The organism is Mesorhizobium sp. M2A.F.Ca.ET.043.02.1.1 (genome assembly GCF_003952405.1).
GTDB lineage: Bacteria > Pseudomonadota > Alphaproteobacteria > Rhizobiales > Rhizobiaceae > Mesorhizobium.
Window position 1 is genome coordinate 5,215,444 of sequence record NZ_CP034445.1, and the last position, 25,113, is coordinate 5,240,556.

21 protein-coding genes and 1 pseudogene are annotated in these 25,113 nt (G+C 64.3%); 10 read left to right on the forward strand and 12 right to left on the reverse strand.

The window, feature by feature from the left end:
* Nucleotides 1-129 precede the first annotated feature (129 nt).
* Nucleotides 130-1,905 carry a tetratricopeptide repeat protein gene (locus EJ068_RS24700; protein WP_126078604.1) on the forward strand — a complete coding sequence of 592 codons (1,776 nt, stop codon included), beginning with the start codon at nt 130-132 and terminating at the stop codon, nt 1,903-1,905.
* A gap of 50 nt (nt 1,906-1,955) precedes the next feature.
* On the opposite strand, the gene EJ068_RS24705 is transcribed toward EJ068_RS24700, so the two are convergent.
* A complete protein-coding gene (locus tag EJ068_RS24705; RefSeq protein WP_126078603.1) occupies nt 1,956-2,417 on the reverse strand; it encodes a GNAT family N-acetyltransferase in 462 nt (153 codons plus the stop codon).
* Nucleotides 2,418-2,609: 192 nt separating this feature from the next.
* Between EJ068_RS24705 and EJ068_RS24710 the strand changes: the two genes are divergently transcribed.
* The gene (locus tag EJ068_RS24710) at nt 2,610-3,533 is read left to right on the forward strand and encodes a glycine--tRNA ligase subunit alpha (protein ID WP_189341644.1); all 924 of its coding nucleotides are present in this window, start codon (nt 2,610-2,612) and stop codon (nt 3,531-3,533) included.
* 96 nt (nt 3,534-3,629) lie between these two features.
* Here EJ068_RS24710 and EJ068_RS24715 read toward each other — a convergent pair whose 3' ends face one another.
* Complete coding sequence (locus EJ068_RS24715; RefSeq protein WP_127251910.1) at nt 3,630-3,812, reverse strand: hypothetical protein; 183 nt, start codon at nt 3,810-3,812, stop codon at nt 3,630-3,632.
* A gap of 254 nt (nt 3,813-4,066) precedes the next feature.
* On the opposite strand from EJ068_RS24715, the gene EJ068_RS24720 reads away from it, so the two are divergent.
* From EJ068_RS24720 to EJ068_RS24730, 3 genes are all read left to right on the forward strand, one after another.
* The gene (locus EJ068_RS24720) at nt 4,067-4,468 is read left to right on the forward strand and encodes a DUF559 domain-containing protein (RefSeq protein WP_127251911.1); all 402 of its coding nucleotides are present in this window, start codon (nt 4,067-4,069) and stop codon (nt 4,466-4,468) included.
* A gap of 69 nt (nt 4,469-4,537) precedes the next feature.
* Complete coding sequence (gene glyS / locus EJ068_RS24725; RefSeq protein WP_128298180.1) at nt 4,538-6,793, forward strand: glycine--tRNA ligase subunit beta; 2,256 nt, start codon at nt 4,538-4,540, stop codon at nt 6,791-6,793.
* 141 nt (nt 6,794-6,934) lie between these two features.
* Entirely contained in the window at nt 6,935-7,345 is a 411-nt protein-coding gene (locus tag EJ068_RS24730) for a hypothetical protein (RefSeq protein ID WP_245463218.1), read from the forward strand.
* Nucleotides 7,346-7,463: 118 nt separating this feature from the next.
* Here EJ068_RS24730 and EJ068_RS24735 read toward each other — a convergent pair whose 3' ends face one another.
* On the reverse strand, nt 7,464-7,850 hold the full coding sequence (locus EJ068_RS24735; RefSeq protein ID WP_127253398.1) for a hypothetical protein: 387 nt from the start codon (nt 7,848-7,850) through the stop codon (nt 7,464-7,466).
* Nucleotides 7,851-8,030: 180 nt separating this feature from the next.
* Nucleotides 8,031-8,528, reverse strand: coding sequence for a hypothetical protein (locus EJ068_RS24740; RefSeq protein ID WP_127253397.1), 498 nt, complete (start codon nt 8,526-8,528; stop codon nt 8,031-8,033).
* 171 nt (nt 8,529-8,699) lie between these two features.
* Between EJ068_RS24740 and EJ068_RS24745 the strand changes: the two genes are divergently transcribed.
* From EJ068_RS24745 to EJ068_RS24755, 3 genes are all read left to right on the forward strand, one after another.
* Nucleotides 8,700-9,662 carry an L-threonylcarbamoyladenylate synthase gene (locus tag EJ068_RS24745; protein WP_127253396.1) on the forward strand — a complete coding sequence of 321 codons (963 nt, stop codon included), beginning with the start codon at nt 8,700-8,702 and terminating at the stop codon, nt 9,660-9,662.
* 21 nt (nt 9,663-9,683) lie between these two features.
* A complete protein-coding gene (locus EJ068_RS24750; protein WP_127253395.1) occupies nt 9,684-11,117 on the forward strand; it encodes an FAD-binding oxidoreductase in 1,434 nt (477 codons plus the stop codon).
* A gap of 185 nt (nt 11,118-11,302) precedes the next feature.
* Nucleotides 11,303-11,869, forward strand: coding sequence for a DUF6101 family protein (locus EJ068_RS24755; RefSeq protein WP_127253394.1), 567 nt, complete (start codon nt 11,303-11,305; stop codon nt 11,867-11,869).
* Between the two features lie 192 nt (nt 11,870-12,061).
* Here EJ068_RS24755 and ubiA read toward each other — a convergent pair whose 3' ends face one another.
* Both ubiA and EJ068_RS24770 read right to left on the reverse strand, forming a co-directional pair.
* The gene (ubiA, locus tag EJ068_RS24765) at nt 12,062-13,045 is read right to left on the reverse strand and encodes a 4-hydroxybenzoate octaprenyltransferase (RefSeq protein WP_127253399.1); all 984 of its coding nucleotides are present in this window, start codon (nt 13,043-13,045) and stop codon (nt 12,062-12,064) included.
* A 66-nt stretch (nt 13,046-13,111) separates the two neighbouring features.
* Nucleotides 13,112-14,023: a LysR family transcriptional regulator gene (locus EJ068_RS24770; protein WP_127253392.1), complete on the reverse strand. Its 912-nt coding sequence runs from the start codon at nt 14,021-14,023 to the stop codon at nt 13,112-13,114.
* A 90-nt stretch (nt 14,024-14,113) separates the two neighbouring features.
* On the opposite strand from EJ068_RS24770, the pseudogene EJ068_RS24775 reads away from it, so the two are divergent.
* Nucleotides 14,114-14,909 (forward strand): annotated as a pseudogene (locus EJ068_RS24775) (phytanoyl-CoA dioxygenase family protein).
* 146 nt (nt 14,910-15,055) lie between these two features.
* Here the strand turns inward: EJ068_RS24775 and EJ068_RS24780 are convergent.
* Nucleotides 15,056-15,982 carry an IS110 family transposase gene (locus EJ068_RS24780; RefSeq protein WP_129554944.1) on the reverse strand — a complete coding sequence of 309 codons (927 nt, stop codon included), beginning with the start codon at nt 15,980-15,982 and terminating at the stop codon, nt 15,056-15,058.
* Nucleotides 15,983-16,348: 366 nt separating this feature from the next.
* Between EJ068_RS24780 and purD the strand changes: the two genes are divergently transcribed.
* On the forward strand, nt 16,349-17,629 hold the full coding sequence (gene purD, locus EJ068_RS24785; RefSeq protein WP_127253658.1) for a phosphoribosylamine--glycine ligase: 1,281 nt from the start codon (nt 16,349-16,351) through the stop codon (nt 17,627-17,629).
* Between the two features lie 7 nt (nt 17,630-17,636).
* Here purD and EJ068_RS24790 read toward each other — a convergent pair whose 3' ends face one another.
* The 5 genes from EJ068_RS24790 to EJ068_RS24810 all read right to left on the reverse strand — a co-directional run bounded on the left by EJ068_RS24790 (nt 17,637) and on the right by EJ068_RS24810 (nt 25,062).
* Nucleotides 17,637-19,007 (reverse strand): alpha-glucosidase/alpha-galactosidase, encoded by a 1,371-nt coding sequence (locus tag EJ068_RS24790; RefSeq protein WP_127253659.1) that lies wholly within the window; start codon nt 19,005-19,007, stop codon nt 17,637-17,639.
* Nucleotides 19,008-19,027: 20 nt separating this feature from the next.
* Entirely contained in the window at nt 19,028-20,698 is a 1,671-nt protein-coding gene (locus EJ068_RS24795) for an ABC transporter ATP-binding protein (RefSeq protein WP_127253660.1), read from the reverse strand.
* 10 nt (nt 20,699-20,708) lie between these two features.
* A complete protein-coding gene (locus EJ068_RS24800; protein ID WP_129554915.1) occupies nt 20,709-21,857 on the reverse strand; it encodes an ABC transporter permease in 1,149 nt (382 codons plus the stop codon).
* Nucleotides 21,858-22,865, reverse strand: a complete 1,008-nt coding sequence (locus EJ068_RS24805; protein WP_129554916.1) for an ABC transporter permease — start codon at nt 22,863-22,865, stop codon at nt 21,858-21,860.
* A gap of 112 nt (nt 22,866-22,977) precedes the next feature.
* On the reverse strand, nt 22,978-25,062 hold the full coding sequence (locus tag EJ068_RS24810; RefSeq protein WP_127253085.1) for an ABC transporter substrate-binding protein: 2,085 nt from the start codon (nt 25,060-25,062) through the stop codon (nt 22,978-22,980).
* Nucleotides 25,063-25,113: the final 51 nt, after the last annotated feature.

Genomic DNA, 25,113 nt, shown 5'->3' on the forward strand with positions numbered 1-25,113 from the left:
CGGATGATTGCATTGTGATTCGCTCGGCGATTGAAGCCCGACCCCAAAAAGGCCATGCTTTGGCCGGAAAAGATCGAGTCTATGGGCGGTCCGCCAAGGGCGGGATCGCGTCTGGCTGAAAGGGATACGATGCGGCAAGGACGTGCGCGCTGGCTGACGAGGCTGGCATTTTTGACCGGAGTGGCGCTCTGGGTGCTGCCGGTCCAGGCCAAGGAAGAAGCCCAACCGCTGCAGATCACGTCATTCTCGGGCGCCTATCTTGCGGCCCATATCGCCGAAAGCGACAACGACCTCGACGACGCGATCGCCTATTACAAGCAGGCACTGGCCTTTGCCCCTGATGACAAGGATCTGCAGCAGAGCCTGATGCTGGCGCTGGTCTCGCAGGGCCGCTTTGAGGAATCGCTGGTCTATGCCGACAAGCTGAAGGAAGTGCCCGATGTCGAGCGCTTCTCGCGCCTGGCGCTGGCCATCGATTCCTTCCACAAGAAAGACTACGCCAAGGCGCAGTACTGGCTGAAGCTGTCGCTCGAATCCGATCTCGACCGGCTGCTTTCCGGCGTCATGGACGGCTGGGCCAAGCAGGGCGCCGGCAACGCGTCCGAGGCCATGGATGCCATCGACAAGCTGAAGGGCCCCGATTGGTTCGGCCTGTTCAAGTCGTTCCACCGCGCGCTGATCGCCGATGCCGCCGGCCTCAGCGACAAGGCCGATGCGATCTACGCCGCCACCTTGGCCGACACCGCGGCCGGTGGCTCCGCGCCCGAAACCTGGATGCGCAATGCCCAGGCTTATGCCTCCTTCCTCGCCCGCAAGGGCGACAAGTCGAAGGCCGAGGCGGTGTTGAACCAGGCGGAAGCCTTCGCCCCGGGCAAGCTCGAGATCACCACGCTGCGCGACCGCATCGCCAAGGGCGACAAGATCGAGCCGCTGGTCGCCCGCCCGGCCGACGGCGCGTCCGAAATCCTGCTCGACCTTGCCACCGCGCTCAACCGCGGCGGCGGCGAGCCTTTCGTGCGGCTTTACCTGCAATACGCGCTGGCGCTGAAGCCGGACAGCGACGCGGCCCTTGTGCAGCTTGCCGCCGTTGCCGAGCAGCTGAAAGATGGCGAGGGCGCGGTCGCGCTCTACCGCCGCATTCCGGAATCCTCGCCGCTGAAAGAGCTCTCCGACCTGCAGATCGGCCTCAACCTTGCCGATCTCGACAAGCATGACGAGGCGATTTCCCACCTCAAGGCCTATCTCGACAAGCACCCGGACGACATGCGCGCCTATCTGGCGCTCGGCGGCGTCTATGGCTCGAAGGAAGATTTCCGTTCGGCCGCCAATCTCTACGACAAGGCCGTCGAGCAGCTGAAGTCGCCGACCGCCGCCAACTGGAACATCTTCTACCAGCGCGGCATCGCCTATGAGCGGCTGAAGGAATGGCCGAAGGCCGAACCCAATTTCCGCAAGGCGCTGGAGCTGCAGCCCGACCAGCCGCAGGTCATGAACTATCTCGGCTATTCCTGGGTCGATATGAACATGAACCTCAAGGAAGGCCTGGCGATGATCCAGAAGGCCGTGGATCTGCGGCCGAACGACGGCTACATCGTCGATTCGCTGGGCTGGGCCTATTTCCGCATGGGCCGCTTCGACGACGCCGTGCGCGAGATGGAGCGCGCCGTCTCGCTGAAGCCGGAAGATCCCGTCCTCAACGACCATCTCGGCGACGCTTACTGGCGTGTCGGCCGCAAGCTCGAGGCCACCTATCAGTGGACCCAGGCGCGCGACCTGAAGCCGGACCCGGATGTGCTCGCCACCCTGCAGCAGAAGCTGCTCAAGGGCCTGCCGCCGATCGAATCCAACACCGCGCAGGAAACCCCGAAGGTGAAGCCGGATCCGACGCCCGCGCCGAAGGGCTGAGCGGTGTGCTATTGATTTCTGGCGGGGCCCTTCGGGGCCCCGCGGCATTTTCAGAACATCTTTCTGTACACCACGAACCCGGACTTCTCGGCGACCTTGTCGTAGAGCTGCATCGCCGCGTGGTTCGTCTCATGCGTCAGCCAGTAGACGCGGTTCGCGCCCGCTTCACGGGCGCGTTCGTAGACGTCTTCGATCAGCGCCCTGCCGACGCCCTGGCCGCGCGCGGCCTGCGTGGTGAAGAGATCCTGCAGATAGCAGCTCGGCGCGATCGACGTCGTGGAGCGGTGATAGAGATAGTGGACCAGGCCGAGCAGACTGCCTTCGCGCTCGGCCACCAGCGCATGCACCGGCTCATAGGCGTCGAAGAAGCGCGACCAGGTCATCTGCGTGATCTCGCCGGCAAGCGCCGTCGGGCCGGAGCGTCCGTAGAACGCGTTGTAGCCGTCCCAGAGCGGCAGCCATTGCTCGTAATCCTGCCTTGTGACGGGGCGGACGGCAAGTTGACCAGACATGGCGAAACCTCTGTCGTTGACGTGGAACGGAGCAAACCGCGGCCGCCGCTCGACGGCAATGGGCCAGCCTGCCGCAAAGCTTTCCGCCTTGCCGGACGCGAGCCACCGCCTTGACGCTCGCCGGCCCGGCAACTAGGGAAGCGTCATCCTGCGCTTTCCGAGGCCGCCGTGACCATCGAGATCCCCGCCCATATGCATCCCAGCCGCTCCTTCCAGGGGCTGATCCTGACCTTGCACAATTACTGGGCGGACTATGGTTGCCTCATCCTGCAGCCCTACGACATGGAAGTCGGCGCCGGCACTTTCCATCCGGCGACGACCTTGCGAGCGCTGGGTCCGCTGCGCTGGAACGCCGCTTACGTGCAGCCCTCGCGCCGGCCGAAGGACGGCCGCTACGGCGAGAACCCGAACCGTCTGCAGCATTATTACCAATACCAGGTGATCCTGAAGCCCAATCCGCCGAACCTGCAGGAGCTCTATCTCGGCTCGCTGGAAGCGATCGGCGTCGATCCGCTGCTGCACGACATCCGCTTCGTCGAGGACGACTGGGAAAGCCCCACGCTTGGCGCCTGGGGCCTCGGCTGGGAATGCTGGTGCGACGGCATGGAAGTCTCGCAGTTCACCTACTTCCAGCAGGTCTGCGGCATCGAATGCGCGCCGGTGGCGGGCGAGCTGACCTACGGCCTGGAGCGGCTCGCCATGTATGTGCAGGGCGTCGACAATGTCTATGACCTGAATTTCAACGGCCGCGAAGGCGCCGAGAAGGTCACTTACGGCGATGTCTTCTTGCAGGCCGAGCAGGAATATTCGCGCCACAATTTCGAATTCGCCAACACCGCGATGTTGCTGAGACACTTCGAGGACGCCGAGGCCGAGTGCAAGGCGCTGCTCGATGCCGGCACGCCCAAGCCGAGCGACAATCTTCCGATGCACCGGATGGTCTTTCCGGCCTACGACCAGTGCATCAAGGCAAGCCATGTCTTCAACCTGCTCGACGCACGCGGCGTGATCTCGGTCACTGAGCGCCAGAGCTATATCCTGCGCGTGCGCAACCTGGCTAAGGCGTGCGGCGAGGCGTTCCTGAAGACGAGGGCAGGCGGGCTGGCGGCGGCTTAGAGCAATTCCAGGAAAAGTGCGTAGCGGTTTTCCGTCCGGAATTGCGTCAAAACAAGATAGAGCGAATTCGCCGTTTCAGTGAAACGGCGGCTCGCTCTAAGCCGGTACGGCTTTCACGGTCTCGGCGGCGGCGCCGACCGGCAACACGACCTGCGCCGTTGCGCCATCGATCGTGCGTATGGCCTGCCTGACCCCCGGCATCGTGATCACGCCATGCATCTGCGCGGCGAAGCAGGCGCTGAGCGCCAGGATCTGCAGGGTTCTCGATGCCGTCTTCATCGTCGTTCAGCCAATAGGTCTCTGCCTGAGCGTTTGTCGCTTCAGCGCCGCGTTCGGTTCATGGGAAGGTCTGCTCCAAGGACGACCGACCCCGAGCCGTCCCGACAGTTGGCTGAAAAATTCCGTGAAATCGCTTGAAGAGGCGATCTCCTGGCGGGGTGACAGCGGCCGGCCGAGTTGCTATGCGCTCTTACCTCCCCCTTGATGGGGGAGGTCGCCGCGAAGCGGCGGGTGGGGGTGACTGGCGCTTCCCTATGCCAAAACTTGGCCGTTTCAAGTTGCAGTCTGCGCGAAGGCTCCGCGCCTCGATGACGGACGAAGAACGACTGCTGTGGCGGCACCTGTGGCGCATCCCGGTCGAAGGGACGCATTTCCGCCGACAGGCGTCTGTGAGCGCCTATTACCCCGACTTCTTATCCCATCGGCTGAAATTGATCATCGAGGTGGATGGCTCCCACCACAGTGCCGATGATCAACTTCGCCATGATGAAGTTCGAACACGATGGTTTGAAAGCCAGGGCTATCGCGTCGTCCGCTTCTGGAACCATGAGATAAAAAACGAACTGGATTCCGTGCTCGATACAATTTATGCGGCGGTGGAAGAACGGAAATCACACCTGCATCTGCGCGATGGTGCCGAAGGTATTGGCGGCTGAGAGGCCGCCACCCCGCCCCGGCGCTACGCGCCGACCCTCCCCATCAAGGGGAGGGTGGGGAGCTCAACTATGCCTGACCTGCTCTTGGAACTTCGCTCCGAGGAAATCCCCGCCCGCATGCAGCGCAAGGCTGCCGGCGACCTCAGGAAGATGCTGACCGACGGTCTGGTCGAGGCGGGTCTCACCTATGAGGCGGCGCGCGAATATTGGACGCCGCGCCGGCTGGCGCTCGACATCCGCGGCCTGACGGCGCGCTCCAAGGACATTCGCGAGGAGATCAAGGGTCCCTCGACCACCGCGCCCGAGCAGGCGGTGCAGGGTTTTCTGCGCAAGGCCGGCCTCTCGTCGATCGCCGAGGCGCATGTCCATTCCGATCCGAAGAAAGGCGACTTCTACGTCGCCCACATCTCGAAGCCGGGCAGGGCGGCCGAAGAGATCATCGCCGAGCTGGTGCCGGGCATCATCAAGAGCTTCCCCTGGCCGAAATCGATGCGCTGGGGGCCGGCCTCGGCAAAACCCGGCTCGCTGCGCTGGGTGCGCCCGCTGCAGTCGATCGTCTGCACCTTCGGTCCGGAGACAGAGGAGCCGGTCGTGGTCGATTTCGAGATCGATGGCATCCGCGCCGGCAACGTCACCTATGGCCATCGCTTCCATGCGCCGGGCCCGATCACGGTGCGCCGCTTCGACGACTATGTGGCGAAGCTCGAAGCGGCCAGGGTCGTGCTCGATGCCGACCGGCGCAAGGAGATCATCCTGCACGACGCCCGCAATCTCGCCTTCGCCAATGGCCTCGACCTGGTCGAGGACGAGGGCCTGCTGGAGGAAGTCTCCGGCCTGGTCGAATGGCCGGTCGTGCTGATGGGCGAATTCGAGCAGGATTTCCTCACCATTCCGGGCGAGGTCATCCGCCTCACCATCCGCGCCAACCAGAAATGCTTCGTCACCCGGCCGCAGGGCGCGGGCGAGGCTCTCTCGAACCGCTTCGTCCTGGTCGCCAACATCGAGGCGAACGACGGCGGCAAGGAGATCGCCTATGGCAATGGCAAGGTGGTGCGGGCGCGCCTGTCCGACGCGCTCTATTTCTGGAAGACCGACCAGAGCGACCTGCCGGACCTCGACCAGCTCGCGGGCTCGGCTGCGAAGTTCGACCTGAATTTGAAGAAGCCGCTCGACCAGCGCATGGCGCGACTCGACCACCTCAACGTGACCTTCCATGCCAAGCTGGGCACGCAGGGGCAGCGCGTTAAGCGCATGGGGCGGCTCGCGCAAGAACTGGCCCCGATCGTCGGCGCTGATAGCGCTTTGGTCGCCCGCGCGGCCGTGCTCGCCAAGGCCGATCTGCAGACCGAGGTGGTCGGCGAATTTCCCGAGTTGCAGGGGGCCATGGGCCGCAAATACGCGCTGCTGCAGGGCGAGCATCCATCGGTGGCCGCCGCCGCCGAAGAGCACTACAAGCCGCAAGGTCCTTCCGATCGCGTGCCGACCGATCCTGCCTCGATTGCCGTTGCGCTTGCCGACAAGCTCGACACGCTGACCGGCTTCTGGGCGATCGATGAAAAGCCTACGGGCAGCAAGGATCCGTTCGCTCTGCGCCGAGCAGCACTTGGCGTGGTCAGGATCCTCATAGAGAACCGTATCCGTCTGGCGTTGACGTCCGTCTTCGCCAAGGCCTTCGCGAACTTCAAAGACGGCACAGATCAGTCGTCTGACCTTCTCGCCTTCTTCCACGATCGCCTGAAAGTCTATCTGCGTGAAAGCGGTGCACGGCATGACTTGATCGACGCCGTGCTGTCGGCAGGTTCGCGCCCAATCTCTCCCCTTGTGGGGGAGATGTCGGCGAAGCCGACAGAGGGAGGCGCTGTCCCGCCGGCCTCACATTCTGTCGCGCCCGGCCAATCGCCGAACGACGACCTCCTTCAGATCGTGCGCCGCGTCGAGGCGCTGGGCTCCTTGCTCGAAACCGACGGGGGCAAGAACCTGCTCGCCGGCACCAAGCGAGCCGCCAACATCCTGGCCGCCGAGGAGAAGAAGAAAACGTCCGTGGCCGAGACCGTTGAGCCGGCTCTGTTCCGCGAAGACGCGGAAAAGAAGCTCTATGCCGCGGTGAATCAGGCCGAGAAGGAAGCCGGCCAAGCGATTCAAAACGAAGATTTTTCTGCCGCCATGCTGGCGCTTAGCGTGTTGCGCGAACCGGTTGATTCATTCTTTGAAGGCGTTCTCGTGAATGATGAGGACCAGGCCGTGCGCGCCAACCGCCTGGCGCTGCTTGCCCGCATCCGCACCGCCACCGACCAGGTCGCGGATTTTTCAAAAATCGTCGGCTGACGGCTCGAAACGTCGCACATTTGGACATGCCCGCATCCGCCAGGATGCGGGCACGTTTCAACAATTTGCCGCCCGGAATTTAATGCCCCGGAGCCGGCTTACAGTCATACGGCTATGACCTCCGCGTGGGAGAACCGATGCATGTCGCCCGGAACTGCGCAGCGGTTCCGGGACAACGACATGCATCAGACAAAAGACGTTCCCAGACCACGGAGGCATGCCATGAATTCCGTTGACGATATCGACCTGATTGAAGAGACCCCGGCCGCCGCCGAGGCCGTCGAACCCGCTTCCGATGACATCCTCAACCATGCTGCCGCCGCGGCGGTCGAAGCCGCCGACCTGCCCGAGGACGACGAGGACGAAGACGCCGACGAGGAGGCCGCTGCCTCGGCCGACGATGAGTCGGAAGACGAGGATGAGGATGACGACGAGGACGGCGACGAAGAAGCCAAGGCCTCGGGCGACGATGAGTCCGATGACGAGGATGAAGACGGTGATGAGGATGAAGACGACGCCGACGAAGACGACGACAAGGAAGAAGCGGCCTGAGCCGTCGGCAGTCGTTTGAAGAATGAAGGGCGGCGCGTTTCGCGTCGCCCTTTTTCGTCAGGCTAGCCTGATCAGGCTTCCAGGAAGAATGGCCCCGTCAATCAGGAAGATTGAGGCCTCAATCTTCCACGATGCTGACGCGCACGCTGTCGGAGTAGACATCCACCTCGATCAGCGGCTCGCCGTTGACGATGGCGCGCCTGGTGGCGCTGCTCATGGCGCCGCCGCGTTCCAGCATGCGTTGCAGGTCGGCGCGCGAGCCGTCGCTGCGGAACCAGGGATCGCCCTGGTCGTCGCTGTCGCGCCGATGGAACTTGTGCCAATTGGCGCGGTCCTGCCGCACCATCTGCGCCGCGCTGCTCAGCGGATAGCCGTCGCTGGCGCGGTGATCGCGATCGGAAATCCGCGCGACGTAAGAGCCGAGCATGTCGTCGGCTCGCGCCGAACCCGCGACCAGTGTCGCCGCCACCAGTCCGGCAACGGCCATTGCTTTCGAAACAGTCATGAAACCCCCATTGAACGCCAGCGCGATAGTGCCCGATCGGGATGACGGGAATCGGACAGCGAGAGCAATTCCAGGAAAAGTGTGAAAACGGTCAGGCTCGGCGACTTCGCCGTAGCCCCCCGTCCGGAATTGCGTTCCGACAAACAGCGCCTAGCACATCGAAGCGGTATCGAGTGTGATCTACATCGCCTTGCCGACGCGCGGCAGCGGCTGGGCATTTGGCGGCTGCGCGCCGCCCGACGCATTGGCCGTCGCGGCCGGCTGGTTGCCGGCCTTGTCGTTGCCGTTCGAAGCGGAGGCGGTGCCGTTGGCAGGCGTTGCCGGCGAAGTGCCGTTTGCCGGTGCGGCCGCGGTTGTGGTTGCCGGTGCCGTGGGCTTCGCCGTCACGGGCGTTGCGAAGGCGCCGCCGACAATGCCGCCGCGGATGATCATTGGCGCCGGCTGATGCCCGGCCTTTTCGGGAATAGCCGCGACCTTTTCGTCGGTGACGGCGGGCACGGGATCGCCCAGCGCAATCATCGATGGCGCGGAGAGCGCCGACAGCTTGGCCGGATCGATCGCGTCCAGCCTGACCACCGAAGGCGTCGACGTCGAGGGTCCGACTACGACGATCGACGACGCATGCGCCGCGCCGTTCATTGCCAAAAGGCCGATGCCGAACGCTCCGAGCAAACGCATTACAAAAACTCCCCAGCCGGTAACCACCGGTCCGCACCTTAAGGCCGGCAAATTGAAGCGGGCTTGCGCGGAAACTTAACATTTTAGGGATTGATAAATCGCCAATGCCCGCCCTTGCCCGATGGAAGCCGTCGTATTACGGGACCGGCATGTTTGAGACTGGTGGCAAATTTGGCTGAGATATTGGCGGTTGGCGAGGCGCTTGAGCGGGCTTTGGCGTTGCTGCAAGCCGGCGACGTCGTCGCCATCCCGACCGAGACGGTTTACGGCCTGGCTGGCGATGCCACCAACGGCGTTGCCGTGGCGCGCATTTTCGAGGCCAAGGGCCGGCCGCGCTTCAACCCGCTGATCGCCCATGTCGCCGATCGCGCGATGGCGGACCGCATTGCCGGCTTCGACCCGCTCTCGGCAAAACTCGCGCAAGCCTTCTGGCCCGGCCCGCTGACGCTGGTGCTGCCGCAGCGCGCGGACAATGGCATCCATCCGCTGGTCACCGCGGGGCTGGATACGATCGCGCTGCGCATGCCGCGCGGGTTCGGCGGCGAGCTGATCGCGCGGCTCGGCCGGCCGCTCGCCGCTCCCAGCGCCAATTCCTCAGGCGGGATTTCCGGCACGACGGCGCAGGCGGTCGCCGCCGATCTCGGCGACAGGATCAAGCTGGTCGTCGATGGAGGCGCGACGCCCGTCGGACTGGAATCGACCATCCTCAAGGTCGAGGACGGCAAATTGCGGCTGCTCAGGCCGGGCGGCATCGGCGCCGAGGAGATCGAGGCCGCCGCCGGCGCGAAACTGGTGCGCGGCGCTGCCGGCATCGAGGCGCCGGGCATGCTTGCCTCGCATTACGCGCCGGGTGCGGCGATGCGGCTCAATGTTCAACAGATCGTGAGGGGCGAAGCATTGCTTGCCTTCGGCCGCAACCGCGCCGAGGGCTGGCAGAATGCGGCGGCTATGCGCAATCTCTCCGAGGCCGGCGACCTGCGCGAGGCGGCCAGCAACCTTTTTGCCGCCATGCAGGCGCTCGACCGCAGCGGCGCCGCCACCATCGCTGTCGAGCCGATCCCTTTCGAGGGGCTGGGCGAGGCGATCAACGACCGGCTCGCGCGCGCCGCTGCCCCCCGTGACAAGCAGGCCTAAGCGCCATAGGTTCTTGCCGCCATGAACGATCAGCCCTTCGACCTCGACCCTGCCGTCATCGACCGCTTCGCGGCAATCGTCGGCGACAAATATGCCTTGCGCGACCAAGCCGACATCGCGCCCTACATCACCGAGCGGCGCGGCCTCTGGCATGGCCGCACGTCGCTGGTGCTGAGGCCCGGCAGCGTCGAGGAAGTGAGCCGCATCATGCGGCTTGCGACCGAGACCGGAACGCCGATCGTGCCGCAGAGCGGCAACACCGGGCTAGTCGGCGCGCAGGTGCCGGACAAATCCGGCCACGACATCGTGCTGTCGCTGTCGCGGCTGAACCGCATCCGCGAGATCGATGTCTTGTCGAACACGGTGACCGTCGAGGCCGGCGTCATCCTGCAGACGCTGCAGGAGGCGGCCGACGCCGCCGACCGGCTCTTTCCGCTCTCGCTCGCCGCGCAAGGCTCCTGCCAGATCGGCGGCAATCTGTCCTCCAATGCCGGCGGCACGGGCGTGCTTGCCTACGGCAATGCGCGCGAGCTCTGCCTCGGCGTCGAGGTGGTGCTGCCGACCGGCGAGGTGTTCGACGATCTGCGCAAATTGAAGAAGGACAACACCGGCTACGATCTGAAGAACCTCTTCGTCGGCGCCGAAGGCACGCTCGGCGTCATCACCGCCGCGGTGCTGAAACTGTTCCCGAAGCCGAAGGGCAGCGAGGTCGCCTTTGCCGGCCTGCCGTCGTCCCCGAAAGACGCGCTGTCGCTGTTCACTTTGGCTATGGGCCGCGCTGGCGCTTCGCTCACAGCTTTCGAGCTGATCGCCAGAAGGCCTTACGATTTCACGCTGAAGCACGGGCAGGGCATCACGCGGCCGCTGGCCGACGACTGGCCGTGGTATGTGCTGATGCAGATTTCGTCCGGACGCTCCGAGGAGGACGGCAAGGCGCTGATCGAGGAGATCCTGTCAGCCGGCCTCGAGCAAGGCATCGTCGGCGACGCGGTGGTGTCGGCAAGCCTGGCCCAGGGCGACGCCTTCTGGAATTTCCGCGAGACGCTGCCCGAATGCCAGAAGCCTGAGGGGGCCTCGATCAAGCACGACATCTCCGTGCCGATCGCCTCGATCCCCGACTTCATCGATAAGGCGGCCGGCGTGGTGGAAGGCGTCTGCCCCGGCGCGCGCGTGGTCTGCTTCGGCCACATGGGCGACGGCAACCTGCACTACAACATCTCGCGTCCGGTGGATTGGCAGGACGAGCCGTTCCTCGAGCTCTATCACCCGATGAACAAGGCCGTGCACGATGTCGTGCGCTCCTTCCACGGCTCGATCTCGGCCGAGCACGGCATAGGTCAGCTGAAGCGCGACGAGCTGATCGCCACGGCGCCGCCGATGGCCATCGACCTGATGCGCCGGGTGAAGGCCGCCTTCGATCCCGCAGGCATCATGAATCCCGGTAAGGTTATCTGATCCTTCCCATATCTGGTGGGCGGTCGCATTCCGATAACCATCGGCTCCGATCAGCAAAATTTAACCGACTTTCTTAAGCGCGCCGGTAAGAAGCCAGCGCTAACATTTCTTCCCATAACGAGGCCGGAAAAACCGGCCCTGAGAGAACCGGAAAACGGCCCTCAGGAGTAACAGGGAAGACATCGATGAACACTGGACTGAAGCCAGTCTGGGCCGGGCGCAACATGCGTCTCGACCCGTTTCGCCTGCCGCAGGTGGTGAGCTACGCCACCCGCGACGACTATGGCGATGTGACCTTCACCATCGACCAGCGTGGCGCCGTCATTCGCCGCATGCTGGAGATGAGCGGTTTGCCGGCGATCATCGCGCTGCCCGCCAAGGCGTTCCGCGGCGTGGCCGCCCGCGCCATGGAGGATCCGGACGGCAACGTCACCGTGACGCTCGAGCTCCTGCACAATGATCCGATGCTCTCGGTGCCGTTGCTGGTCGCCGACGATCTCGAGGATGTCGCCGCCGACTGGCGCGCCTGGGCCGACGCCTATCGCCTGCCGATGCTGCTGATCGAGGCCGACGGCATTGCCCGCACGCTGGAAGAATCGCTCGGCGCCGCCATCAAGGCGCTGCCGCCGCAGGAGCGCCGCAAGGGCCGCGTCTCCACCACGCGCCGCCCCCGCTTCCTCGCCCGCCGCAAGGCCGGCAATCTGGGCCTGAGGCTCGTCATCGACGGCCAGGAGATCATTGCAAGGGAGTAGGTTTCTTCTCCCCGTCACTATACGGGGAGAAGTGCCCGGCAGGGCGATGAGGGGCAGCGCCGACCTGGATGTTTGGCCACCTCAAAAACCCGATCAGACGCTGTATCGCCGCTGCAATTTGCCTCCAAAGGTTGGCGCTGCCCCTCATCCGGCTGCCGCCACCTTCTCCCCGTAGAACGGGGAGAAGGGAGATCACACCAGCGGCTTCAGCCATATCCACACCGAACCGCCGATCAGCCCCAGGAAGATCAGCCAGCCGACCTGGTTGTTCGACTTGAACAGCTTCAGGCACTGGTCCGGATTGTTGATGTCGAGCCGGATGATCTGGCGCCCCAAATGCGCGCCGGCGGCGATCAGTCCCGCCAGCGCCACGATCGGCACCTGCGCCGAGGCGAAGGCGATGGCGAAGCAGATCAGCGCGCCGCCATAGAGCCCGCTAAGCCACATCTTGGTGTTGTCGCCGAACAGCCGTGCCGTCGAGCGCACGCCGACGATGGCGTCGTCTTCCTTGTCCTGATGCGCATAGATCGTGTCGTAGCCGATCACCCACAGGATCGAGCCGATATACAGCATGATCGCCGGGTCATCGATGTCGCCGAACTCGACCGCCCACCCCATCAGCGCGCCCCAGGAGAAGGCTAAGCCCAGCACGAATTGCGGCCAGTTGGTGATGCGCTTCATGAAGGGATAGACCGCGACGATCACGAGCGAAGCGATGCCGAGCGGAATGGCGAAGCTGTTGAACTGCAAGAGCACGGCCAGGCCCACCAGCGCCTGGATGATGACGAAGATCCATGCCTGGCGGCGCGTCACCTTGCCGGCCGGCAGCGGCCGCGAGCGGGTGCGCTCGACCTGGTTGTCGATGTCCTCGTCGGCGAGATCGTTATAGGTGCAGCCGGCGCCGCGCATGGCGACGGCGCCGACGAAGAACAATACCAGATACCAGGGCGCCGGAAGCAGCGTCAGCAGCGGGTCGGTCGGACGCGGATAGGCGCCCGCGGCAAGCGCTGCCGACCACCAGCAGGGCCATAACAGGAGCTGCCAGCCGATCGGCCGGTCCCAGCGCGCAAGCTGCGCATAAGGCCAGAGCCAGCGCGGCAGCACGCGGTAGACCCAATGGCCGCTCGGCGCATCGGCGACGCGGCCCTGGATCGCTTTCGACTGGACGGTTTCCATCACGCTGGAGTGGCAGCAGCAGGCAGCGCCGTCAAGCGGCCGTGGTGTCGCTCAAGCGCTGAAAACTCAGGCGGTGAAAACATCGTGACCGGCAAACCATGCCTTGGCGACCTCGATGAAAGCCACGGCCGCCTTGGACAGGCGCTGGCGCGTGTCATGCGTCAGGATGATGCGCTGCATCGGCAGCGGATCGGAGAGCGGCTTTAAGACCAGCGGCAGGCCGTCATAGCTGCGGTCGCCATGGGGCCTGGTATAGCTGACGGCGACGCCGAAGCCGTTGGCCACCATGGAGCGCTGCAATTCGAACGAGCTCGTCGTCGCCCGGGCTATCGGCGACAGGCCGCGGCTGAGAAAGAGGTCCAGCATGTGCTGCCAGCTGTGCGGCTGGTCGGTGGTGATCAGCGGATGCTGCGCGAGCTCGGCCAGGCTGACGGCGTGCTTGTCCGCCAGCACATGTCCGGTCGGCAGAAGCGCGTGCGGCCGCAATTCATGCAGCAGGACGCGTTTGAAATGCCCTGGAAGCCCGAGATCATAGGTGAGGCCGAGATCGACGGCGCTGTCGGCCAGGCGCCGCCCCAGCGTCTCGAAGGTCTCGTCGCCGATGACGACCGTGACGGCCGGGCAGCGCTCGGCGAAGGCGCGCATCAGCGCCGGCGCGAAATAGGGCGCCAGGTCCTCGAAGCAGCCGAGCACCAGCTCGCCGCCGACATCGGCATCGCGCGAACCGAGCGCCGCCAGCTCGTCCGCCTCGCCCAGCACTTGCCTTGCCTTGGCGACGGCCCTCCGGCCAAAGGACGTCAGCGCAACGCCGCTGCCGCGCTGGCGCACGAAGATTTTCTGGCCGAGCGCGTCCTCGACATGGTCGATCGCCACCGAGATCGACGGCTGCGACACGTTCAGCGCCTGGGCCGCCATGGTGACGCTGCCATAGCGGGCGACGGCGACGACGTAGCGCAACTGGGTGAGTGTGAACTTCATAGGTCAAAACTATAAGCGAGATGACAAGTTATTATTTTACGCAATGTGCGGCTCTTGCGATAGTCGGTCATTGACAAGCAGGAGAGCACGATGGCCAGCCCGAAGATCGACGCCGCGACGATTGCCGATTACCAGCGTGAGGGCGCGGTCTGCATCCGCGGCGCCTTCACGGACTGGGTCGGCGTCATCGCCGACGGCATTGAACGCAATATCCAGAACCGCAGCGCCACGGCCTCCGACATCGCCGGCGGCAAGGGCAGTTTCTTCGACGACTACTGCAATTGGGAGCGCATCCCGGAATTCGTCAGGATTGTCAGGGAATCGCCTGCGGCAGAACTCGCGGCCGCCGTCATGCAATCGCCGCAGCGCCCAGTTCTTCCACGACCACGTCCTGGTCAAGGAGCCCGGCACGCAGAAGCCGACGCCCTGGCACCAGGACATTCCCTATTACTTCGTCGATGGCAGCCAGACGGTGAGCTTCTGGATCCCGATCGATCCGGTGAAGGAAGCGACGCTGCGGCTGATCGCCGGCTCGCACAAATGGGAAAAGATGGTGCTGCCGGTGCGCTGGCTGAACGACGCCAATTTCTATGCCGGCGAGGGCGATTATTTGCCGGTGCCCGACCCCGACAACGATCCCTCGATGAAGGTGCTCGAATGGGAGATGGAGCCGGGCGACGCCATCCTGTTCGATTTCCGCACGGCGCATGGCGCGCGCGGCAATTTGACCTCGGCGCGACGCCGGGCGCTGTCGCTGCGCTGGGTCGGCGACGACGCGCACTACGTCGAACGGCCGGGCCGCACCTCGCCGCCCTATCCCGGCCACGACATGAAGCCGGGCCAGAAACTGCGCGAGGACTGGTTCCCCGTTATCTATCAGAGCTGAGCGGCCCTGCCTCGTCATCCACGGGCGGAGCGACGCGAAGCGGCGCGCAGACCCGAGGATCCATTCGGTGACCTTGATCGTATGGCGCAGCGGAGCAGAATTCTGCACCGCGGCAACGCTTCGACGTCACGGCATGGCAACTGTGTTCACGCGAATGCGGTTTTGTCGCGCATGATGGCGTTGAGGACGACCAGGAGCTTCCTTGCGACGGCGATGATGGCGAGTTTCTTGGACCCTGAGCGGGCAGCAAGTGCGGTATAGAAGGTCTTGAAGCGCTCACAGGTTCTGATGGCGGTGAGGGCAGCCATATAGAGGGCGCGGCGCACGCGTGATCGCCCGCCCCGGATCTGGCTCCTGCGGCTGAGCTTGCCGCTCTTGTTGTCGAACGGGGCAAGGCCGGCGAGCGCGGCGATCGCCTTGGGTGAGCGCTGGCCGAGCTCGGGCAGGAGCGCCAGCAAAGAGAGCGCGCCGACATTGGAGACACCGGGCACGGAGACCATCAGCGCATGGTCGCGAGCGGTGTCCTGGTTTTGACGAATGACTTCGGCAATCTGGCTCTCGAACGCCTTGATACGCGTGTCGAGGAAGGCGATCGTCTCTTCCAGATCGGCAATGACGGCCTCCTCGAAAGCCTCGGCGAGGTGCTTCTTCAGCGCTGCCCGCATCTCGACCAAATGATCGCGGTGGCCGGCAAGCGATTGAAGCCGCTCGACTTCTTCGCTCGGCGCCGGCTCGGCCTCAGGGTTATAGCGACGGCCATAGTCGCTCAGCATCCTGGCATCGAGAGGATCGGTCTTGGCGCGCCGGCGCGTCGACTTCGAATAGTGGTGGGTGTGCGCCGGGTTGTGCCGCGAGAACGGCACGCCGGCCTTGGCCAGCGCATGGCGCAGCAGCCGGTCATGGACACCTGTCGCCTCCATGACGACGAAGTCCCGACTGGGATCAAGGCCTGCCACATAGGCGGCGATCGCATCGGCCTGGTTGTCGATGCGCCGAAGACGGCCGCTTGTCTCATCAAAAAAGTCGAGCCACTGCTTGGAGATGTCGCAGCCGACATAGTTCTGGGCTATCATGTCCACGCCTCTTCCTGTGGTGCGGGGTCTGCTTCGAACAGCCCCGTGCAACTGTTCAGGTTGATGGTTCACCGGTGGGAAGGGACCGGGCCATGCCACGGCCTGTCCGAAAGGACGACCACGATCCACTCGGTCTCCTTCCCACCTCAACCATACACCAGAACCAACACACAGGATCCTCGGGTCTGCGCCGCGTCGCTTCGCTCCTTGCTCCGCCCTAGAATGACGAGGTTCGGGAGGCTTCAGCCAATCCTCGGCGTTTGCGCTGCTTTCCCGTGCGCAATTGCCGCCAAAATGCCAAGACGGCTTGACCGGTCGCCTGCGGACCAATAGCGGGTTCGGGGAGACGATCAGCAAGAGGTGGCCATGAATGTTCTTCTTCTCGGCTCGGGCGGCCGCGAACATGCGCTCGCCTGGAAGACCTCCGCCTCGCCGCTGCTGACGAAACTTTATGCCGCGCCCGGCAATCCCGGTATCGGCCGTGTCGCCGAACTGGTGAAGCTCGACGTCGCCGACCATTCCACCGTCGCCGCCTTCTGCCAGGAAAAGAAGATCGACCTCGTGGTGGTCGGCCCTGAAGGCCCGCTGGTCGCCGGCATCGCCGATGATCTGCGCGCCTGGGGCATCCGCGTCTTCGGCCCCTCCAAGGCGGCGGCCCGGCTCGAGGGCTCGAAGGGCTTCACCAAGGACCTTTGCGCCAAGTTCAACATTCCGACCGCCGCATATGGCCGCTTCAGCGATCTCGCTTCGGCCAAGGCCTATGTCGAGAAGGTCGGCGCGCCGATCGTGATCAAGGCGGACGGGCTTGCCGCTGGCAAGGGCGTCACCATCGCGATGACTTCTGATGAGGCGAACGCCGCGCTAGAAGCGTGTTTCGACGGCGCCTTCGGCGCCGCCGGCGCCGAGGTCGTGGTCGAGGAATATCTGACCGGCGAGGAGGCGAGCTTCTTCTGCCTGTGCGACGGCGCCACCGCGCTGCCCTTCGGCACCGCGCAGGACCACAAGCGCGTCGGCGACGGCGATACCGGGCCGAACACCGGCGGCATGGGCGCCTATTCGCCGGCGCCGGTGATGACGCCCGAAATGACCGAGCGCACCATGCGCGAGATCATCGAGCCGACCATGCGCGGCATGGCCAATCTCGGCGCGCCTTTTGCCGGCATCCTCTTCGCCGGCCTGATGATCACCGAGAGCGGCCCGAAGCTGATCGAATACAACACCCGCTTCGGCGATCCCGAATGCCAGGTGCTGATGATGCGGCTGAAGGACGATCTGCTCGTCCTCCTCAACGCCGCTGTCGACGGCCAGCTTGCGCATATGTCCATACGCTGGAGCGACGAGACGGCGCTGACCGTGGTGATGGCGGCGAGGGGCTATCCCGGCACGCCGGAAAAGGGCTCGGTCATCCGCGGCCTCGACGAGGCCGAGCGTGATGGCGCCCAGATTTTCCACGCCGGCACCGCCATCAATGGCGGCGCGCTCGTCGCCAATGGCGGCCGCGTGCTCAACGTCACCGCGCTCGGCAAGACCGTCGGCGAGGCGCAGGCCAAGGCCTACGCGGCGATCGAGCACATCGACTGGCCGCAGGGCTTCTATCGCCACGACATCGGCTGGCGCGCCGTCGAGCGCGAGAAGACCGGCGCGTAACCCAGCTTCAGGCGGCCGCGCTCTTTCGTCCGCCACGCGCCCAGGCCGGCAGCCAGTCGCCATGCCCGGCAAGCAGGTCGTCGACCAGCGACCAGATCTGGTCGAGGTCGAGCTCGGCGGCGGTGTGCGGGTCCATCATCGCGGCATGGTAGATGTGCTCGCGGTTCTCGTTGATCAGCGCCCGCACCGTCAGCTCCTGCACGTTGATGTTGGTGCGGATCAGCGCCGTCAGCTGCGGCGGCAGCTCGCCAATGTAAGTGGGCTGGATGCCGGAGGCATCGACAAGGCACGGCACTTCCGCCGCGCAGTCGAAGGGCAGCGAGGTGATGCAGCCATTGTTGCGGACATTGCCGTAGATCACCGATGGCTCGCCGGTCCACACCGAGTTCATAATCGAGGAGGCATATTCCCTCGACTGCTCGACCTCGATCCGTTCGGCCGAACGGTAGGCTTCCGCCTGGCCCTTCCAGCGCTCGATCTGCTCAATGCAGCGTTTTGGATATTCATCGAGCGGAATGCCGTATTTCTCGATCAGATCGGGCCGCCCATCCTTGATGAAATAGGGCGTGTATTCGGCGAAATGCTCCGAGCTTTCGGTGACGAAATAGCCGAGCCGGGTCAGCATTTCGTAACGCACCTTGTTCGGGCAGCGCGGGTTCCAACCCGGCTTCGGCGCGCGGCCTTCGCGATAGGCGCGCACGAGGTCGGGATAAAGGTCGCGATAGCTGCCGTCCGGCTGGCGATGCTCGAATTTGAGATAGAACGCCATGTGGTTGATGCCGGCCGAGCGATAGCGGATCTCCTCGTAGGGAAGGTCGAGGTCGTGCGCCAGCTCCATTGCCGTACCCTGCACCGAATGGCAGAGCCCGACCTGCTTGATCGTGGGGTATTTCTCGGCGATCGCCCAGGTGTTGATCGCCATCGGGTTGACATATTGCAGCATGATCGCCTCGGGGCAGACGGCGAGCATGTCCTCGCAGATCTTCCACAGATGCGGCACGGTCCTCAGGCCCCGCATGATGCCGCCGACGCCGAGCGTGTCGGCGATGGTCTGGCGCAGGCCGTATTTCTTCGGCACCTCGAAGTCGGTGACGGTGCAGGGCTCGTAGCCGCCGATCTGGAAGGCGACGACGACGAAGTCGGCGCCTTTCAGCGCCATGCGCTGGTCCGAATAGGTCTCGGCCTTCGCCTTGACGCCGAGCGTCGCGATCAGCTTGTTGACGACGATGGCGCTTTCTTCCAGCCGCTGCGGATTGATGTCCATCAGCGCGATCGTCGCGCCAGACAGCGCCGGCCGCTGCAGCACGTCGCCGACGATGTTCTTCATGAACACCGTCGAGCCGGCGCCGATGAACGCGATCCTGGGATTTCTAGCCACTGTAAGCCTCCGGCACTTGTCTACGCCACCTCGAAAGCGGCCCTGACGAGCCGTTCGGTGTAGGCGGTCTTGGGATTGGAAAGGACCTCGTCGACGGGTCCCTGCTCGACGATTTGACCATGCTGCATGACGATGACGCGATGGCACAGCGCCCGCACCACCTTGAGGTCGTGCGAGATGAACAGATAACTCAAGCCGCGCTCGTCCTGCAGCTTGCGCAGCAGGTCGATGATCTGCGCTTGCACCGAAAGATCGAGCGCCGATGTCGGTTCGTCGAGCAGGATGAATTCGGGCTCCAGCGCAATGGCGCGCGCGATCGCGATGCGTTGCCGCTGCCCGCCGGAGAATTCATGCGGAAAGCGCGACAGGATGTTGCCGGGCATGCCGGCGCTGACCAGCGCCTCGCGCACCCGCTCGACCCGTTCGCGCCGCGTCGCGCCCAGCCTGTTGACGACCAGTCCTTCCTCGATGATCTGGCCGATTGTCATGCGCGGGTTGAGCGAGGAGAACGGGTCCTGGAAGACGATCTGCATGCGCGAGCGCAGCGGTCGCATCTCGGCGCGCGACAGCGTCTCGATCGGTTGGCCGTCGAAGCGGATTTCCCCGCGCTTGGCATCCTGCAATCTGAGCAGCGCCTGGCCGAAGGTCGTCTTGCCGGAACCGGATTCGCCAACCAGCCCCAGCGTCTCGTGGCGGCAAAGCTTTAGGTCGAGATCGTCGACCGCGACCAGCTCGCGCCAGTCGGGTTTGAGGAACGTTCCGTGGCGCAGCATGAAGCAGACGCGCACGCCGTTCGCCTCGAGGATGGTGCCGCTGCCTTCCGGCAGCGGCTGCGGCCGCCCGTGCGGTTCGGAGGCGAGCAGCCGCTGCGTGTAGGGATGCTGGGGATTGGCGAAGAGCCGCTCGGTGATGTTGTGCTCGCGCATCTCGCCATGCTGCATGACATAGACGTAGTCGGAGAATTTGCGCACCACGGTGAGGTCGTGGGTGATCAGGATCACCGCCATCTTCAGCTCTTTCTGAAGATTGCGGATCAGGTTCAGGATCTGCGCCTGAACGGTGACGTCGAGCGCCGTGGTCGGTTCGTCGGCGATCAGCACATCGGGGTCGTTGGCTAAGGCCATGGCGATCATGACGCGCTGGCGCTGGCCGCCGGAGAGCTGATGCGGATATTGCTTGAGCCTTGCCTCTGGCTCGGGGATCTGGACATGCTTGAGGAGCTCGAGCGCCCGCGCCCAGGCTTCCCTGCGGCTCACCCTGCGGTGCACACGGATCGCCTCGACGATCTGGCTGCCGACCGTGTAGATCGGGTTGAGCGAGCTCATAGGCTCCTGGAAGATCATCGAGATGCGGTTGCCGCGCAGCTTGCGCCGGGCGGCCTCGGGGAATTTCAGGATGTTCTGCCCGAGATAGTCGACGCTCGAGCGTGGCGACACGGTCGCGCGCCGCGACAACAATCCCATGACGGTGCGCGCCGTGACCGATTTGCCAGAACCGGATTCGCCGACGATGGCTATCGTCTCGCCGCGATAGAGCTGGAACGAGACGTCCTTCACCGCCTCGACCGTGCCGTGCTCCACCTTGAAGGCGACCTCGATGTTGCGGGCGTCGATGATGGGCTGTTCATGGCGCGCGGCGTGGTCGAGCCGGACGGCCGGTGCGAAATTCTCTGCGAGCGTGATCGTCGTCATCCCGGCCACCTCAATACGGATCGACGGCATCGCGCAGGCCGTCGCCCAGCGCGTTGAAGGCAAACACGGTGATCAGCACGAAGCCGACCGTCGACAGGATCCACGGATAGGTGCCGATGACCGAATAGGTCGCGGTGTCCTGCAGCATCAGTCCCCAGGAGATCAGCGGCGGCTTCACGGCGAAACCGAGAAAGCCGAGAAAGGCTTCGAGCAGCACCACGGTCGGGATGGCGATCGTCACCGCGACGATGACATGGCTCATCACATTGGGAAAAATGTGCTGCATGATGATGCGCCGGTCCGTGGCGCCGACCGCCATTGCGGCGCGCACATAATCGATCCGCGCCAGCGCCAGCGTCTTGCCGCGCACCTCGCGCGACATCTGCGCCCAGCCCAGCGCCGACATGACGATGATGACGAAGCCGAGGAAGACATTGGTCGGCGCGGTGACTGGGATCAGCGTCGTCAGCGCGAGATAGAGCGGCAGCTGCGGGAAGGCGAGCACCAGCTCGACGAAGCGCTGCATCCAGATATCGAACTTGCCGCCGAAATAGCCGGAGACCATGCCGACGGTGGTGCCGATAACGGTGATGATGAAGACCACCGTCAGCGCGATCATCAGCGAAACCCGCGAGCCGTGGATGGCGCGCGAGAGCACGTCGCGGCCGAACTTGTCGGTGCCGAGGAAATGCACCGGCTGGCCGTCCATCGACCCGAACAAATGCCGGTCGGCCGGGATCAGCCCGAAGAGCCTGTAGGGCGCGCCCTCGACGATGAAGCCGAGCAGGCGCGGATGATCGTAGTCGGGACCGACGATCGGCTGGAAGGTGACCGGATCGAGATCGGCCGAGTCGGCCAGCGCATAGATCCTTGGCCGGAAGGTGAGATTGCCATCCTTGTCATGGAAGCTCGGCACCTGCGGTGGCGCGAAGGCGATATCGGTCGCCTTCGGATCCGAAGGTGCGATGAAATCCGCGAATACCGCCATGAGAAGCAGAAGCACGACCAGGAAGAGCCCGGCCATGCCGGTCCAGGAGCGCTTCAGCCGGCGCCAGACCAGCGCGATGTAGCTCTCATTGCCATGCGCCGGCTCGGCGATGGCCACGCCTTCGGCCGGCAAGGGGGGAAGGGGCGGCGGGGAGGGGTCGCGCGCCAGCATCTAACGCTCCCCGAACTGTCGGATGCGGGGGTCGAGCAGCACCAGCAGCATGTCGGCGATGATGTTGCCGACGATCAGCGTCGCCGACAGCACCATCATGAAAGTGGCGGTCACATAGACGTCGCCCACCGCCATCGAACCGACGATGGCCGGGCCGACGGTCGGCAGCGCGAAGATGATCGCCGTCTCGATCTCGCCGGTCAGCATATAGGGCAGCACCACGCCCTGATACATGACCAGCGGATGCAGCGCGTTGGGCACGGCATGCCGCATGACGACCGCGCCGCCGGTCAGGCCCTTGGCCTTCGCCGTCTCGACATACTGCATGTTCAAGGTGTCGAGCAGGTTGCCGCGCATGACGCGCATGTTGTAGGCGAGCCCGCCGAAGGTCGCGATCGCCACCACCGGCCAGACATGCTTGACCAGGTCGACGAACTTCGCCCACGACCATGGCGCGCCGCCATATTGCGGCGAGAAGAACGAGCCGATCTCCGACACGTTGAACTGGAAGACCAGCAGATAGACGATGATCAGCGCCATCAGGAAGCGCGGCACCGTCATCCCCAGGAACGAGATCGCCGAGAGCGTGGAGTCGATCCAGCTATACTGCCTCGTCGCCGCCCATATGCCGAAGGTGATGCCGAGCACCGAGGCGAGCAGGTGGCAGACCAGCGCAAGCACCAGCGTGCGCGGCAGGCGTTCGCCCACCACATCGGCCACCGGCTTGTTGTAGTAGAGGCTGTAGCCGAAATCGCCGCGCGTGATGATGCCGCCGATCCAGTTGAGATACTGGACGGGCAACGGCTTATCGAGGCCATGCTCGACGCGGTAGGCCTGGGCCTGCGCATCGGCTTCGGCATAGGAGGCGCCGCCCTGGTTGATCAGCTGCGATTTGATGTAGTCGGCATAGTCGCCCGGCGGCGCCTGGATGATGGCAAAGGTGACGAGACTTAAGATGGCGAAAACCGGTATCGCCGAGGCGATGCGCATGAGCAGGAACCGCAGCATCGGATCGTCCGCCTTCTTGTCTGCCCGCCGCTCCCTCGGGTGCGTTCGGAGATTTCGCTTGTCCGGCCGCACCGCGGCACGGCCGGACGTCTCTCGGTCAGGGGAGGTAAGCTTAATCCATCGGTCCCTTATCGCCAGGCTTGCCGGGCAATTCCTTGGGGAACAACTCATACTTTGCCTGCTTGTCCGCCTTGACGAACACGCGCTCGCGCATGATCGAATCCTCGGCCCAGTTGAACATGAAGATCGGCGTGCCCTGCGGGATGTTGGAGAAGCGCTTGTTGATGATGAGCGCGCCCGGATATTCCGTCAGGCCGACATTGTAGACATGCTCGGTCGAGATCTTCTGGAACTTTCGCATCAGCTCGGCACGCTGGTCGTTGTCCTGCGTCGACACGAACTTGTTGACGATGTCGACGAGATCCTTTTCGAAGGGCATCAGGTCGACCTGGCCGCTTTCCGGCGCGCGATGGTTCCAGCTGGTCTTCGGACCGACCGGCGCGAGCTGCTCAGTATTTTGAACGACGGAGGTGAGCTCGGTTTCGTTTCGCCGGATCAGCCAGTCGAAGCGGCCGGAATATTGTGTGGCATCGCGCTGCGTGCCGTTAAGCCCGTTGAGCACGACCCTAAGGCCGAGCTTCTCCATCTGCGCGACCACGCCTTCGGCAAGGCTCTTGTCGGTGGTGTAGTCGTTATTGACCAGCATCACGATCTCGACATCCTTGCCGCCGGCGGTGCCGGCCGGGAAGTTCACAATGCCGTCGCCATCCGTATCCTTGAGGCCGGCCTTGGCGAGCAATGCTTTGGCGCCTTCGAGATCGAACTGATAATAGACCGTCGACTTGCGGTCATAGAAGCTGGTGCCGGATGAGAAGCCGCCTGGATAGATGGCGGTGAACGGACCCTTGACCAGCGAGTCGCCCAGCGCCTTGCGGTCGAGCGCCATGGTGACGGCCTTGCGGAAGTCCTCGTTGCGGTTCAGCTCGCGGATCGCCTGGCCCCGCTCGTCCGGGTTGCCCCAGCCATTGGCGGAAAAATTCATGCGCAGATTGTAGCCGATGAGACGCGGGCCGAAGGCGAGGCGTGCAGGTGCATTCTTGTCAGCCGCGCGTTTCAGCGAGGCGACGAAGTTCTCCGGCTGCTCGAGGTTGGAGAAATCGCCGGAGCCGGCAACAGCCTGGACGTCGCGGTCAGCCCACGTCGAGAGCTTGTAGTGCAGCTCGTTGAGATAGGGCAGCTGGTTGCCCTTCTCGTCGACCTTCCAATAATAGGGATTGCGGCGCATGACGATGATGTCGTCCGGCCGGTATTCGACCGGAACCCAGGCGCCCATCACCGGCATGTTCATATATTCCGGCGGGAAGGCGTTCTTGAACTGGTCGTAGGTGTTCTTCGAATGTTTCGGATGCTGCGGCTTCAGGATGTGCGAGGGGCCGGGGCAGAAAGTGCCATAGGCCATGGCATAGAGATATTGCCGCGGGAATGCCTCCTTGAAGGTCCACTCGACGGTGTAGTCGTCGATCTTCTTCAGCGTCGTGCCGACGCCGAAAGTTTCCGGCGTGGCGCCGTTGAGCGGCGAGACGTTTGGATCGACCACCTCGTCATCCCAGTAGAACATCACGTCGTCGGCATTGAAAGGCGCGCCGTCCGACCATTTGGCGCCTTCGATCAGATGCATGGTCAGCTTGAGGCCGTCGCTCGACCAGTCCCAGCTCTTGGCGAGATTGGGCAGCGGCTCGGTGTCCTTGGCCTCGACCTGGAACAGCGGCGCCGTGCGCGTCAGGCATTCGGACAGGCCGATATCGATGCCGCCCCAGCCTTGCGTCTGGCCGGCGCCGTAGTTCCAGCCTTCCGGCCTGCCGCCGATGACATGGCGCATCGTGTCGCCATAGACGCCGATGCCATCCGGCATGTTGGCCGTCTTGAAGACCAGCGGTTCCTTCGGCAGCCTGTCCTTGACCGGCGGCAGCTTGCCGGTCTTGACGTATTTCTCCGTCACCCAGTCCGGCTCGTGATATTCCGGCAGCGCCTTGAACTCCAGGATGGAGTCGCGCGCCACATAGTGGATCTTGCCCTCGGCCGGGAATGTCGCAGGCTGCGGCGGGATCGTCGGCTCGGAAGCGAAGGCGTTGAGCGCATGGACTGAAACGCCGAGCATCAGCCCGGCGGCAATGGCAGTTCTACGAAAAGTCCTCATAGTCTCCTCCCAGATGTTTTTGGACGTCTGCTGCTGCCCGCCTCTTGTGAA

Coding starts and splice junctions, on each gene's coding strand:
- EJ068_RS24700 (WP_126078604.1), top strand. CDS start 130: ATGCGGCAAGGACGTGCGCGCTGGCTGACGAGGCTGGCATTTTTGACC.
- EJ068_RS24705 (WP_126078603.1), bottom strand. CDS start 2,417: ATGTCTGGTCAACTTGCCGTCCGCCCCGTCACAAGGCAGGATTACGAG.
- EJ068_RS24710 (WP_189341644.1), top strand. CDS start 2,610: ATGCATCCCAGCCGCTCCTTCCAGGGGCTGATCCTGACCTTGCACAAT.
- EJ068_RS24715 (WP_127251910.1), bottom strand. CDS start 3,812: ATGAAGACGGCATCGAGAACCCTGCAGATCCTGGCGCTCAGCGCCTGC.
- EJ068_RS24720 (WP_127251911.1), top strand. CDS start 4,067: ATGCCAAAACTTGGCCGTTTCAAGTTGCAGTCTGCGCGAAGGCTCCGC.
- glyS (WP_128298180.1), top strand. CDS start 4,538: ATGCCTGACCTGCTCTTGGAACTTCGCTCCGAGGAAATCCCCGCCCGC.
- EJ068_RS24730 (WP_245463218.1), top strand. CDS start 6,935: ATGTCGCCCGGAACTGCGCAGCGGTTCCGGGACAACGACATGCATCAG.
- EJ068_RS24735 (WP_127253398.1), bottom strand. CDS start 7,850: ATGACTGTTTCGAAAGCAATGGCCGTTGCCGGACTGGTGGCGGCGACA.
- EJ068_RS24740 (WP_127253397.1), bottom strand. CDS start 8,528: ATGCGTTTGCTCGGAGCGTTCGGCATCGGCCTTTTGGCAATGAACGGC.
- EJ068_RS24750 (WP_127253395.1), top strand. CDS start 9,684: ATGAACGATCAGCCCTTCGACCTCGACCCTGCCGTCATCGACCGCTTC.
- EJ068_RS24755 (WP_127253394.1), top strand. CDS start 11,303: ATGAACACTGGACTGAAGCCAGTCTGGGCCGGGCGCAACATGCGTCTC.
- ubiA (WP_127253399.1), bottom strand. CDS start 13,045: ATGGAAACCGTCCAGTCGAAAGCGATCCAGGGCCGCGTCGCCGATGCG.
- EJ068_RS24770 (WP_127253392.1), bottom strand. CDS start 14,023: ATGAAGTTCACACTCACCCAGTTGCGCTACGTCGTCGCCGTCGCCCGC.
- EJ068_RS24780 (WP_129554944.1), bottom strand. CDS start 15,982: ATGATAGCCCAGAACTATGTCGGCTGCGACATCTCCAAGCAGTGGCTC.
- purD (WP_127253658.1), top strand. CDS start 16,349: ATGAATGTTCTTCTTCTCGGCTCGGGCGGCCGCGAACATGCGCTCGCC.
- EJ068_RS24795 (WP_127253660.1), bottom strand. CDS start 20,698: ATGACGACGATCACGCTCGCAGAGAATTTCGCACCGGCCGTCCGGCTC.
- EJ068_RS24800 (WP_129554915.1), bottom strand. CDS start 21,857: ATGCTGGCGCGCGACCCCTCCCCGCCGCCCCTTCCCCCCTTGCCGGCC.
- EJ068_RS24805 (WP_129554916.1), bottom strand. CDS start 22,865: ATGCTGCGGTTCCTGCTCATGCGCATCGCCTCGGCGATACCGGTTTTC.
- EJ068_RS24810 (WP_127253085.1), bottom strand. CDS start 25,062: ATGAGGACTTTTCGTAGAACTGCCATTGCCGCCGGGCTGATGCTCGGC.